8 protein-coding genes are annotated in these 12,619 nt (G+C 69.1%); 1 reads left to right on the top strand and 7 read right to left on the bottom strand.

Annotated elements, in window-relative coordinates:
* Positions 1-146: 146 nt before the first annotated feature.
* From KOR34_RS18025 to KOR34_RS18000, 6 genes are all read right to left on the bottom strand, one after another.
* Positions 147-1,463, bottom strand: coding sequence for an NCS2 family permease (locus KOR34_RS18025; RefSeq protein ID WP_146566755.1), 1,317 nt, complete (start codon positions 1,461-1,463; stop codon positions 147-149).
* 97 nt (positions 1,464-1,560) lie between these two features.
* Positions 1,561-2,793, bottom strand: a complete 1,233-nt coding sequence (locus KOR34_RS18020) for an Nramp family divalent metal transporter (RefSeq protein WP_146566753.1) — start codon at positions 2,791-2,793, stop codon at positions 1,561-1,563.
* The gene (locus KOR34_RS18015; RefSeq protein WP_146567283.1) at positions 2,790-3,833 is read right to left on the bottom strand and encodes a DUF2891 domain-containing protein; all 1,044 of its coding nucleotides are present in this window, start codon (positions 3,831-3,833) and stop codon (positions 2,790-2,792) included. Before KOR34_RS18015 ends, KOR34_RS18020 begins: the two co-directional genes overlap by 4 nt.
* Before the next feature lie 559 nt (positions 3,834-4,392).
* Positions 4,393-6,759 carry an efflux RND transporter permease subunit gene (locus tag KOR34_RS18010; RefSeq protein WP_146566751.1) on the bottom strand — a complete coding sequence of 789 codons (2,367 nt, stop codon included), beginning with the start codon at positions 6,757-6,759 and terminating at the stop codon, positions 4,393-4,395.
* 80 nt (positions 6,760-6,839) lie between these two features.
* Entirely contained in the window at positions 6,840-8,834 is a 1,995-nt protein-coding gene (locus tag KOR34_RS18005; RefSeq protein WP_146566749.1) for a redoxin domain-containing protein, read from the bottom strand.
* A 255-nt stretch (positions 8,835-9,089) separates the two neighbouring features.
* Positions 9,090-10,256 (bottom strand): AraC family transcriptional regulator, encoded by a 1,167-nt coding sequence (locus tag KOR34_RS18000; protein ID WP_146566747.1) that lies wholly within the window; start codon positions 10,254-10,256, stop codon positions 9,090-9,092.
* Between the two features lie 192 nt (positions 10,257-10,448).
* On the opposite strand from KOR34_RS18000, the gene KOR34_RS17995 reads away from it, so the two are divergent.
* Entirely contained in the window at positions 10,449-11,750 is a 1,302-nt protein-coding gene (locus KOR34_RS17995) for an aspartate aminotransferase family protein (RefSeq protein WP_197531550.1), read from the top strand.
* A 32-nt stretch (positions 11,751-11,782) separates the two neighbouring features.
* Here KOR34_RS17995 and phnX read toward each other — a convergent pair whose 3' ends face one another.
* Positions 11,783-12,604 carry a phosphonoacetaldehyde hydrolase gene (phnX, locus tag KOR34_RS17990; RefSeq protein WP_146566744.1) on the bottom strand — a complete coding sequence of 274 codons (822 nt, stop codon included), beginning with the start codon at positions 12,602-12,604 and terminating at the stop codon, positions 11,783-11,785.
* Between the last annotated feature and the right edge of the window lie 15 nt (positions 12,605-12,619).

The following is a 12,619-nucleotide window of genomic DNA, read 5'->3' as shown; positions in this document are numbered from 1 at the left end:
AGTAAATTGCAAGAGAGATGTTCGATAAGGATTTTGCTGCTGCGAATCCAGAGCGGCGTGCGGAGGCGGCGGGGCGGTTTGTCGGATCGACGACTCACCGGTTCTGGTGAGCAGCCAGTCAGGCAAACGTGCTTCCCTCCGCCACCTCAACCGGCAAGCCAGAAGTAAGCCCCGAACGCCGCGGCGACGCCGACCATCAGCAGGCTCAGGTCGCCGACGCGGCCGGTCAGTAGCTTGATCAGCACGTACGACAGGAACCCGTAGCCGATGCCGTGGGCGATGGAAAACGTCATGGGGATGGTCAGCAGCGTCAGGAAGGCGGGGATCGCTTCGTCCAGGCGGTCGAAGTCCAGCTCGGACAGCTGACGCAGCATCAGGAAGCCGACCAGGATCAGCGCGGGCGCCGTCGCGCAGGCGGGGACCACCGCCGCCAGCGGAGCGAGGAATACCGCCAGCAGGAACAACAGCCCGACGAACACCGAGTGAAGGCCGGTGCGGGCGCCCTCGGCCACGCCGGCGGCGGACTCGATGTAGCAGGTCACGCTGCTGACGCCCAGCAGGCCGCCGATCGACGCACTCAGCGAGTCGACAATCAGCAGCCGCCGCGCGCCGGGGATGCGGTCTTGGTCGTCGATCAGTCCGCCCTCCTCGGCGATCGCGGTGGCGGTGCCGAGCGTGTCGAAGAAGTCGACCATCATCACCGCAAACAGCAGCGGGACCAGCTCCCACTTCAACGCGGCTAGAACGTCGGCCTGCAGGGCTACTTCGAACGAGGGCCAGCTCCAGCCCGTGGGCCAGGCGACCTGCCCAGCCGCCGCGGCGATGGCGGTTGCAGCGACAATGCCCAGCAGCAGCGACCCTTTCACTCGCCAGGCCATCAACGCGGCGGTGATCACGAGCCCGGCGAGGGCGACGGCGGTGGTTGGCTGGTGCACGACGCCGGGGGCCAGCAGCGGGCCGGCCGGCGGAGCGGGCACGCCCTGCACGACGATCCCGGCGTTCGACAGGCCGATCAGGGCGATGAACAACCCGATGCCGGCGCCGATCGCCAGCCGCAGCGAGCGGGGGATGGCGGCCAGCACCGCCTCGCGCAGGCCGAGCAGCACCAGCGCCAGGATCACGAGCCCCTCAATCACCACCAGCCCCATCGCCGCCTGCCAGCCGCCGGCCGCGGACGCGACGTTGAACGCAATCAACGCGTTGAGCCCCATGCCGCTGGCCAGCGCGATCGGCACGTTGGCCGTTAGGCCCATCAGCAGGCAGCAGACGCCGGCGGCAAGTGCGGTGCAGGCGACCAGCGAGCCGGTCGCCTGCTCGCCGACCACAGCCGCCAGGATGCCGGCGTTTACCGGCAAGATGTAGGCCATGGTGAGGAACGTTGCGCCGGCGCCACGCAGCTCGGAGCCGACGGTGGTCGGGCGGCCGAGGTTGTCCTTGAGGAGGTAGCCGAGTTGCTCTCGCATGCGTCTGATCGGGTTCCTGCCGCCTGGGAGGATGGGGGATGCGATTCTCGCATGGATCGGCGAGCGCGGGAATCGGAGTCTCCCACGGGTCGCGGCATCAACCGAGCAGCGGCGCGAGCGTCTTGGCGCCTAGCGCGAACGCGGTCAGCACCACCGCCACGCCGATCGCGTTGAGCAGCGGGCCGTTACGGTGCTCGCCCAGCAGGTCGCGGCGGTTCATGGCCGCCAGCAGGAACGCCGCCACCAGCGGCAGCAGCAGGCCATTCGCCGCCTGGGCCGCGACGATTGTTTCGGTGGGGCTCTTGCCGAGGGTGTACGCGAGCCCCGCGCCGACTAACGCGACCGCCACCGCCGTGCCCCGGGTGAGCCGCTCGCGCGCTGCTTGGCTGGCCGACGCGGGGAGCGCGCCGGCCGCGGTGAAGCCGGCGGCCAGCGGCGCCGTGACCGCGCTGGTCAGCCCGGCCGCCGCCAGGCCCGCCGCGAACAGCCGTCGGCCCCACGCGCCGAAGACGCCGGTAAGCTGCTCGGCGAACTCGCTCGGGCTGTTCGGCCGGGCGTCGGCCGTGAAGAAAGCAGCGGCAGCGGTCACAACGATCGCCATGGTGACCACGCCGCCCAGCCCAATCGCTGCGGCTGAGTCGAGCCTGGCCGACCGCAGCGCCCGCCGCAGGTCCTCACTGGCGGGCCAGCGGCGTTGGACCGCCGAGGCGTGCAGGAACAGGTTGTACGGCACGACGGTGGTGCCGATCAGCGCGAGCGCGGTCAGCGTCGAGCCTTGTGGCAACGATGGAACCAGCGCGCCGCGGGCGATGCCCGCGGGGTTGGGTGCGGCGGCCGCGGCGGTGAGCAGGAACGCCGTGCTCATCGCGAGCACAATGGCCATCAGCCCGCCGATCACGATCCGCCCCGACCCACCGACCGCGATCAGGATTCCGACGCCCACGCCGAGCGCCGCTGCGGCCGGTTGAGTCGCCGCCCCCGTCAGCACCGAGACGCCCGCGCCGGCGCCAATCAGGTTGCCGGTCTGGTACGCGGTGTTGCCGAGCACGATCGCAGTAAGCACCAGCCCAACCGACGCCCAGCGGAGCCACGCCGGTTGGATCGAGTCGCGTATCGCCTCGGCCAGGCCGCGGCGGGTGACCAGTCCGAGCCGCGCGGCCATCTCCTGCAGCGCGATGGTCGCCGCAACCGCCAACAGCAGCGCCCACAGCAGTTGGAAACCGAACTGCGCGCCAGCCCGGCTCGCCGTGGCGACCGTGCCGGGGCCGATGAACGCGGCGGCGACCAGCAGGCCAGGCCCGGGTCGCCAGCCGCGGGCGGGGTCGCTCATTGGGGCAGGCCGCTTTCGGTCAGCAGGTACACGGCGAACGTCGCGAGCCAGTGCTCGCCCTCGTAGTGCCCGCTGAAGACGTAGTCGAGACCGGACTTGGTGTGTGCGACGATCGACGCCCGCAACGCTTCGCGGCGCGGGTCGTCCGCCGGCAGGCTGGCCAGCACACCGTTCTGTGTCCACGCCCGCGACAGGTTCAGCCCGGCCAGGTGGACAATCTTAGGGTCGGTCACGTCTGACACCACGGCCGGCGTGAGGAGCGACGCGGCCGCCGAGTCAGCGCTCTCGATCCCCGGCAGGAACCGCTCGAGCCAGTCGGCGAACTCCACCTGGCTCAGCACCCGCCGCATCAGGTCGGCCTCGTTCCACGCCGGCGAGAAGAAGTCCTCGCCGGAGGGCTCGAAGCGTCCGGGGTAATCGCGGTCCGACTGGTACTTCGCCTTGGCGAACTCGACGATCTGCTGCTCGAGCCCCGCATCGCCGACCGCGCGGGCGTAGTCGAGGATCTGCGCCAGCGCGAACGCCGTGTCCGGGTGCACGCCGGTGCGGACCGGGTAGGTGAGCCGCGGCAGGTAGCCGCGGGTGAGCTCAACGATCCTCTCCTCGAGCGGGCGGAGGTTCTTGGCCCAGCGCTGGGCGGCCGGGTCGTCCCAGGTGCGGAGTTCGGCAGCCAGCCGCAGCGTCCACGCCCAGCCGTACATCCGCTCGAAGCTGTGGTTCATTTTTTCATCGAAGTAGGCCGCCTCGGCGGCGAGGCCCTCGGCGGTGAGCTGCTGGTCGAGCAGGCCGCGGGCTTTGGCGACGACCGGCGCCTGGGGCGCCGCCTTCGCCAGTCGCACGAGCATCCAGTGCCCGTGCACGGACGAGTGCCAGTCGAAACAGCCGTAGAACACCGGGTGCATCTCACGCGGGCCGAGCACGTTGTCGGGTCCGGTGATCACGTTCGAGGGCTTGTTGGGGAACTCGCGTGGGATGCCCTCGATCGCCAGTTGGGCGAACTGGGCGACCTGGTCGTCGCTGAGCTGCTGGCCGGGGAGCATCGGGCCGCCTCCTGGGGGCTGCGCCGCGAGTGGGCGGGGGAGGGTCGCGACCAGGGCGAGGGCGAACCACGGGGCGAGGATCAGAGAACGGCGGAGTATCGGGGCCTTCATGCCGGCAGTTTAGCAGCCGCGCAGCGGTTCGCGTACCACGATGGCCCCGCCGGCGCGCCGCCGCCAGTTTGTTGCTGAAACCGGCCACCCGGCGTGGTCCAATGGAGGGACGCTGGCGTGCCGCCCTGCCGTTGGCGGGACACTGCGCGCTGCTTGTCCCCCCTGACGACTGCCGGTCGCGGACCGGCGGAGGTGGGGTGCGTCGTGCCGCTATAAATCAGTTGAGCGGGCGGTGTCGTGGTGTCCGATTTGCGCGACCACAATCGGACAAAACCCCTATCGACCCTACTGAAGGAGGTTGTCGCAATGCCTTAATTCAAAAGCACTTACGAGCAACCGGGGCGGAGGTGTGCCCCGAGTTTTGTCCCCTCCGCTCGTGTTTTCGGACAAAACGATGCGGACAATACCCTGCCGGAAGCGTGTGCTGGGTCGACGCCGAGTGCTGGCGTTAGCCGGTGGGGAGGGCGCCGCTGAGGTCGGGGTCGGGGTCGGGGTCGGCGGCCGGGGCTTGTTCCTTCCACACGTTGCGGGCGTAGCGGGAGAGCAGCGCCGGCAGTGCGACCATGTCGCCGAGGATGGCCGACCCGATCGTCACGCACGCCATGGCGGCGAAGATGCGGTGGGCGGGCAGGTCGGACAGCAGCATCGCGAAGAAGCCGGCCACCAGGATGATGGTGGTCATCACCATCGCCGTGCCCACGCTCTGGAACGTATTGCGGATGGCGTCGTCGATGTCGCCGGTGCGGGCGACCTCCTGCTGAAACCGCGACAGGAAGTGGATGGTGTCGTCCACGGCGATGCCCAGGCAGACCGTGAACGCGCACACGCTCGACATGAACAGCGGCTGCCCCATCGCCACCAGCAGCGCGCCGGTGGCGACCAGCGGGAACATGTTGGGTATCACCGAGATCAGCCCGATGGTCAGCGATCGGTAGGCCAGCGCCAGCACCACCAGGATGATGAGGGACGCCACGCCGAGGCTGGTCGTGAGGTCGATCACAATCTGGTAGAGGTCCCGCGCGCGGAAGATCGGCCCGCCGCGGAGCCGGAAGGTGAACCCGGGGTGCGTGGCGGACAGCGCGGCCAGCTCACTCTCGACCCGGTCGAACACGGGGACGTACTGCGCGATCCCCTGGTCCTGGATGCGGGTCACGATGAGCGCACGGCTCTCGCTGGGGCGGTAGAAGTAGCCGCGGAGGTCACGGGGCAGCAGCGACAGGAACGTCATCTGGGTGCGTTGGTCGTTCTCGTCGCCGGGGAACGAGGCCAGCATGTTGCGGATCGACAGCGGGTGGCTGATCAGAGGCTCGGAGTCGATCAACGCCTCAGCGTCCTTGATGGCCTGCAGGATGGTCGGGTCTTGGGCGTCGAGCTGCTCTGGCCAGTCGACCCACAGCTCCAGGAACTGGATGCCGCCGAACTGCTCGTCGCAGTGCGCCAGGGCTTGGTAGACCTCGGTGTCGGCGGGCAGCTGGTTGGCGACCCGGTTGTCGGGCCGCAGCGCGAACGACACGCCCAGCAGCGCCACGGTCAGGGCGATCGACGCGCGGCTGACCGCCTTCTTGTGCCGCAGGATCCACTCCAGGAAGGGCGCGAACCTCGCCACCAGCGGCCCCACCAGGTCGCGCTCTTCGCCGTGGTGGATGCGGGCGCCCAGCGGCGTGCTGGCGACAAACGGGATGAACGTCATGACCGCCAGGAACGCGATCAGCACCCCATACATGCAGACCTCGCCGAACTCGCGGACGTAGGCGCTCTCGGCCAGCATCAGCGAGCCGAAGCCGATCGCCGTGGTGAGCGAGGTGAGCAGGCACGCCACGCCGACGTGCTCGATCGCCCACCGCGACGCCTCGACCGGCGAGTCGCCCGCGGTGCGGCGGCGGCGGATGTTGACCAGCAGGTGCACGCCGTCGGTCAGCGCGATCATCGACACCAGCAGCGGCATCACCACGTTCGACAGCTCGTTCACGTACACGCCGGTCAGCTTCAGGATGCCGAAGCTCCAGAAGATGGCCAGCATCGGCGCCGCCGACATCAGCACCACCGCCGTCAGCCCGCGGAACATAATCACCGACAGCACAAACGCCAGCCCGTAGCCGATCATGCGGAACAGTGTCTGGTTGCGGTCGAACGCCCGCTCCTGCGCGATGAACAGCGGGATCTGGCCGGTGATGCGCACCTTGAAGTCGGGGCGCCCGTCGGCCGGCAGGGCGGCCAGCGACTGCTGGATCGACTCCCGCGCGGCCTGCAGCACGCCGTCGGTGAGGTCCTCGTTGCCCTCGAGGAACAGCCAGTCGTACACGATCGGCATCATCAGCGTGCGGCCGTCGGGTGAGATCAGCTGGCCGCGGGCCAGGGCGTGGTTCACCACCCGCTCCTTGGACTGCCGGAAGCTCTCGGGCGAGGCCTCGTTGACGGGGAGCAGCGGCTCGGCGAAGCCGAACACGTTGAGCGTCGGCACGTCGTCCAGGCTGAACACGGTGTCGACGATCGGCAGGTCCTCGACCGCGGCGACCATTGCCCGCAGCGCGCGGGCAGACTCGGGGCGGAAGAGGTCGTCGCACTCCACGACCAGGAAGGCGTCGCTGCGGCCGAGGTTGAAGGCGTCGGTCACCTCGTCGGAATCCAGCAGGTCGGTCTCCCGCGGCTGATCGCCCTCGTCGCGCGCTTCCTCGATGAGGTCTGCCAGGCTGCGGACGTTCGACCGGTCGACCGACTTGGGGCGGTAGCCCTCGATCGCCAGGCCGGTCACGACCACCAGGAACAGAGCAAACAGCCAGCGGGCGCGGGCGAAGAGGTTGGCGAACCAGGTCATGCGAGCGGGGGAGAGGAGGAAGTCCGGAGAGGCGGAGCGGGGGAGGTGGCTACTAGACTTGCGGCAGGCGGGTTGTTTTCCTACACGTCACCATCTGAGTGGAGTGCGAACTCGTACACCTCGTCCTTGGTGAGGATGCGGTCGTTGTCGCGGTCGTAGCGGCCAAAGGCGAACACGCGGAACGTGGAGGGGAGCTCGTCGCGGTCGATGACGCCGTCCAGGTTGGCGTCGAACCGCTCGAAGAGCGATTTGGCGATCCGCTCGGCGCGGGCCCGGTCCTCGTCGGTAGGGCCGGCGGGCGCTTCGGCGCGGTGGGCGCGGTAGCTGCCCCGCGGCACGGCGACCTCGAAGAAGCCGATCATCATCTCTTCCCAGGTCTGGTCGCCCCAGCGGACCGCGGCGGTCGGGTCCGGGTTGGCCAGGTTGTGCTTGGAGTTGTCGAAATGGGCTGTGCACTCGAGCTGGAAACCGGGGGGGAGTTCGAGCGGTTCGGCCAGCGCATACGCGTTCTGCCAGTTGAAGTCGTAGTTGGGGATGTCCAACAGCACCTCGCGGCGGCCGTCGGGCCACACCGCGTCGAACCGGAACGACTTGCCGCGCACGTGCATGTGCGGCGACATTCCCAGCAGCTTGCCGCCCGCCGGCCAGTGCTTCTTGGTGGTCTGCACCACGTAGTCCCTCGCGCCGGGCGGGATCTCGAACTTTTCTTCGAGCGCGGCGAGCGTCACGACCTCCTCGGTCACGGCATCTGGGTCGGCGAACACCAGCCCGATGCGGGTCAGGTCTTCCTGGGGCGAGCCGGTCGGTGTGTAGTGCATCTGGAAGATCAGCTTCGACCCCGCTGGGATGAGCCGTGCGCGGCCGTCCGCCAGCAGCATCGAGCTCTGCCCCGGCACGTAGGCCGACAGCCAGCCCAGCCCGCGGCGACCCTCGCCCTCGGGGGGACTGATGAACGCGATCACGTGGTGGACCACGCCGCGGTTGCCCGGCACGATGTCCGACGCGGCAATCCACTTGTCCTCGGTGAAGCCGGGGTCGACCGCGAAGTACTGGTATTCCACAACCCCCTCTGCGGGGACCTGGAACGGCTTGTCGCTCATCGGGATCACCACGTCCGGGTCGCGGGGCAGCCGCCAGCCCTCGACGAACTCGCGTGGCGGCGGCAGCATGGCTGGGTCGCCCTGCGGGGCGCCGGCGGCGACCCAGTCGTACAGAACCTGGCGGTCCGACTCTGGCATGACCCGCGCGTTGGCGAACTCCAGGTTGTCGGAGTGGGCGTCCCACGGCGGCATCCGCTGGGTGCGGACCACTTCCTCAATCATCTCGGCCCACCCCGAGGCCTGGTCGTAGTTCTCCAGCGCGAACGGGCCGATCTCGCCCTCCCGGTGGCACTCCACGCAGTGGGTCTGCAGCACGCGCGACACCTGGTTGCTGAAGGTGACGTGGCTGGTTTCGTCGGCGTCGCGGCGGCGGCCGATCAGGCAGCCGACGGCCTCGGTCTTGGCCACGGCGACCGGCTCGTCGGTCAGCAGGCTGGCGATCGCGTCCCGCAGGTCCCGACGCTCCGGCTTGCTGCGGGCATAGCCGACGCCGTACTGATCATCGACGCGTCCCTGGTAGCGGACGCGGCGCTGCTCGTCGAGCACGAACACCTCGGGCGTCCGCGTGGCGCCGAGCGACTCGGCCGTGTCGCCGGTCAGGTCCTTGAGCAGCGGGAACTCGATCTTGTGCCGGCGGGCGTAGGCGGTCAGGTCGGCCAGCGTGTCCTGGCTGTTGGCGTCGACGCCAATGACCGTCACGCCCTGCGATTCAAACTCGTCCGCCAGCTCCTGCAGCCTGGGCCCGTACAGCTTGGCGAGCGGGCACTCGGTTCCCAGGAACGCCACCACCAGCAGGCGGCTGCTGGCGAATTCCGTCAGCGTGTGGGGCTTGCCGTGGATGTCGGACAGTTCGGTGTCCAACCGGGCCCCGGCCAGAACGCTAGCCGCCGCGCCTTCTGCCGCTTTGACGGCTGGCGTGAAAATAGAGAGGAAGACGACTACCGAGAGCAGCAGACGGAGAGCTTGGAGGGGCATCCTCAACTACCTGGCTTGGTGGGGCGAGAGGGGAGGGCGGCGGATCAGGCGCTGTGCAATACCGTCGCGGAGCGGATCGGTTTCATGCGTTCGACGAGATTATAGCGCTTTGCCGCCGCGGTGACTCCATTATTTCTCTAACGTGGGCAGCGGAACGCCGTCCACAACGCGGCGCCCGCGTCGCGAGGCGCGGGGGGAAATCGAAAGAAAAGAGAGGTTTCGTGCGCCCGCTAGCTCCGCCTGCGGCGGACGCGATCAGGCCGGTCGGGCGCCCCGCTTGCGGAAGTCTGACGGCGTGGTCTTCAGTTCCTTGCGGAACGCGCGCGTCAGCAGCTCCGGCCGGTCGAAGCCGCAGGCGGCCGCAATCCGTGTGACCGGCCAGTCGGTGTCGCACAGCAGGCAGACGGCCCGCTCGATCCGCGCGCGGCGGATCTCCTCGCGGGGGGTGCGGCCCAGGTGCTTGCGGAAGCCGATCTCCATCGCCCTGCGGCTGATGGGCACCTCGGCCAGCAGGTCTTCGATGCGGAAGTTCTCGCCGGCGTGGTCCCGAATATAGCGGACGGCCATCGCCAGCAGGTCGTCCTGCATGGCGACCTTGTCCGTCGAGTGGCGGGTCACGATCCGCCGGGGCGGGATCATGCGGTTGAACTCGACCAGGTCGCGGCCGGAGAGCATGTCGTCCAGCATCTCAGCGGCGCAGAATCCCACCTCCAGCGGGTTCTGGTCGATGCCCGACAGGGGCGGCGATGAGATCCGCGAGCTGAGCTCGTCGTGCTCGCCGCCGAGCACCGCGATGTCCTGCGGCGCCAGCAGGCCGGCCTGCGCACAGGCCTCGGTGACCTGGCGGCCCTGGACATCGTCGAACGCCAGCACGGCCGTCGGGTGGGGCAGGTCGGACAGCCACCGAGATAGCTGCTGCAACTGCTCCTCGCTGTCGAGCGCCGCGAACTCCTTCGGCTCGGGCTGGAACGCCGGGCAGGGGTAGCCTTCCGCGGCGATGGTCTGGCGGAACTCGTCGCCGAAGCGGTCGTGGTAGTTGGGGCGGAGGGTGGATCCGCAGTAGGCGAACTGCCGGTACCCCTTCCCGAGGAAGTACTCGGCCGCCAGCCGCGCGGCCGCCCGCTCGTCGCACGTGCACCGTGGGATCACGCCCTCAGCCAGCGAATACCAGGACACGTTTACCGCCGGGAACCGCAGCGACATCAGCTGCTCGGCCAGGTCGGCGTGCGTGATCCTGGCGATCACGCCGTGGCCCCGCCAGGTGGGCGCCAGCATCATGCGGTCGTACTTGCCGCGCGGCTCGATGGAGAACAGCCAGTTGCGCGCGTTGTCGCGGGCGTAGTTGGCGATGCCCTCAATCAGACCCTGCCCCCAAGTGGTGGCGGTGTCGATCAGCAGGGCGATGCGTCTTGCCTGATCCATGCTTGACTAGTCAGCCCGTGGCCGACGACGTGGCGGAGCCTTCGCGGACCTGTGTTCTATCCTGTCGTGCCAACACGCCCTGCGCAAACCTTCTGACGGTCGCCGCGGCAAGGTGGCTGGGCCCGCCCGCGAGCGGTAACGTTAGGGGGCCCAGAGTTTCGCACGAATCCTCCCCTCGAGTGTTAAGTTATCGTGAATCACCCGAGCAGCTCACGCGCCCGCGCGGCCTTCCCGGCCGGCAGCAACGGCGAGTTTAACCTTCCCGCAGAGTTGACCACCGTTGTCGCGCGGGGCGAGGGGTGCCGGCTGTGGACTGCCGCAGGCGACGAGATGCTCGACTTCTCGATGGGCTGGGGGTCGGTCCTGGTCGGGCACTCCGACCCCCGGGTCTGCGGGCCGGTTGCGCGGCGGCTCACTCAGGGGACCAACTTTGCGAGCATCACGGACGCGTCGCTCGAACTGGCCGAGCGGCTGATCGCGCTCTCCCCGGCGGCGGACCAGGTCCGCTTCTGCGCCTCGGGCACCGAGGCGACCATGTACTGCCTGCGGCTGGCCCGGGCCGCTACGGGGCGGCCGGCGGTGGTGCGGTTCGAGGGCGCCTATCATGGCGCTCACGATGTCGGTGTCACCAGCCTGTTCCCGGACGCCGACCGCGAGTTCCCCGCGGCCGACCCCTCGTGCGACGGGCTGCCCGCTGGTATCGAACACGACGTGCTGGTCGCCCCGTTCAACGACCTCGCGACCACCAGCCGGATCATCCGGGAGAACGCCAGCCGGTTGGCGGGTGTGATCATCGAGCCGCTGCAGCGGTGCCTGGCCCCCGAGGAGGGCTTCCTGGCCGGGCTCCGCGAGGTGACGCGCGAGTGCGGTGTGCTGCTGATCTTCGATGAGGTCGTGACCGGATTCCGGCTGGCCTACGGTGGCGCCCAGGAGTACTACGGCGTCACCCCGGACCTGGTCGCCTACGGCAAAGCGCTTGGCGGGGGCTTCCCCATCGGCGTGTTCGGCGGGACGGCCGAGGTGATGGAGCTCGCGGCCGAGGACCGCCTGGGCGTCGATTCGTACGTCTGGACCGCGTCGACGCTGGGGGGCAATCCGATCTCCTCCACCGCCGCGTTAGCCACGCTGGACACACTCGCCGAGGACGGCGTCTACGAGCGCCTGCACGGGCTGGGGCGCTACCTTCGCGACGGGATGCAGCAGGCGCTGCGTGACGTCGGCGTCAAAGCCCAGGTCGTCGGAGATGGGCCGCTGGCGCAGTTCGCGTTCACCACCGCCCGGCCGAGGGACTACCGATCGTGCCGGCACCAAGACAAGCCGCTGGCCCGACGCTTCATGCTCGCGCTGTTCAAACGCGGCGTGTTCCTCAATCCGATGGGCACCAAGCTGTACCTATCTTTGGCGCACGACGAGGCGGTCTGCGACCAGATGCTGGAACGGCTGACCGACGCGCTCGCGGAGGCGGCAGGCAGAGATGCAGTGACGGCTGGCTAGCGGCAGCGTTCCGACGGCGCCACGACCAGCAACTAGCCCGGCGTTTGGCCGCTCGCCAGACGCTGGTTGAGCTCTTGCACGACGCGCGGCAGTTCCGCGATCGAGTCGATCAGCAGGTGAGCGCCGGCGTCGAGCAGGCGTTGCGACGCGGCGCCGTGCCGTTGACGCTGCTCGTCAGGGCTGAGCGCGTCCCATTGATTGCGGCCCAGACCAACCTCGTTGCCGCTGGTCACCACGCCAACCGCCCACGCGCCGGCGTTCCGGCCGGCGGTCACTCCGGCCGGCGTGTCGTCTACCTTCAGCACCCCGGACATTGGGAATACGCCCAGCTGGCGGGCGTTCTCGAAGCATAGCCATGGTTCGGGCCGCCCGGGAGATACATCCCCGGCGCACACGATGGCGTCGGGCCGGTAGCCGAGCTCGGCTGCTTTGGCGGCGACCGGCTTGAGGAGCTGCTGGGTGTAGCCGGTGCTCGAGCCGATCCGCATGCCGAGCGAGCGGCAGTGTTCTACCGAGTCGACGCAGCCCTCAATCAGGTCGGAGTGCGACGTGATGCACTCCTCCTGGAGCCCGAGGAAGGACTCGTAGATCCGGTCGAGGTCGGCATCGGTTGACTCGGCGCCATGCTTGTCTGTCCAGGCCTGCTTCACCCGTGGCATGGCCAGCACCGCGTTCAGGTGTTCGCGTTTCGCCTTGCCCATGTGGGCGCGGACCTCTTGCTCGCTCACCGCGACGCCCTGGCCCTCGAACGCGGCCAGCATGGCGAGCACCGGCGCGCGGCTGCCGAAGTCGACGGTGACGCCGGCCCAGTCGAAGATGACGGCGGAGAGTTGGTTGGGGGGGCGGAACGGCATTCTGCGTGCTGTGCG

This window comes from Posidoniimonas corsicana, assembly GCF_007859765.1.
In the GTDB taxonomy this organism is placed as follows: domain Bacteria; phylum Planctomycetota; class Planctomycetia; order Pirellulales; family Lacipirellulaceae; genus Posidoniimonas; species Posidoniimonas corsicana.
This window is presented reverse-complemented; position numbering and strand designations above follow the sequence as displayed.

Coding starts and splice junctions, on each gene's coding strand:
- KOR34_RS18025 (WP_146566755.1), bottom strand. CDS start 1,463: ATGCGAGAGCAACTCGGCTACCTCCTCAAGGACAACCTCGGCCGCCCG.
- KOR34_RS18020 (WP_146566753.1), bottom strand. CDS start 2,793: ATGAGCGACCCCGCCCGCGGCTGGCGACCCGGGCCTGGCCTGCTGGTC.
- KOR34_RS18015 (WP_146567283.1), bottom strand. CDS start 3,833: ATGCTCCCCGGCCAGCAGCTCAGCGACGACCAGGTCGCCCAGTTCGCC.
- KOR34_RS18010 (WP_146566751.1), bottom strand. CDS start 6,759: ATGACCTGGTTCGCCAACCTCTTCGCCCGCGCCCGCTGGCTGTTTGCT.
- KOR34_RS18005 (WP_146566749.1), bottom strand. CDS start 8,834: ATGCCCCTCCAAGCTCTCCGTCTGCTGCTCTCGGTAGTCGTCTTCCTC.
- KOR34_RS18000 (WP_146566747.1), bottom strand. CDS start 10,256: ATGGATCAGGCAAGACGCATCGCCCTGCTGATCGACACCGCCACCACT.
- phnX (WP_146566744.1), bottom strand. CDS start 12,604: ATGCCGTTCCGCCCCCCCAACCAACTCTCCGCCGTCATCTTCGACTGG.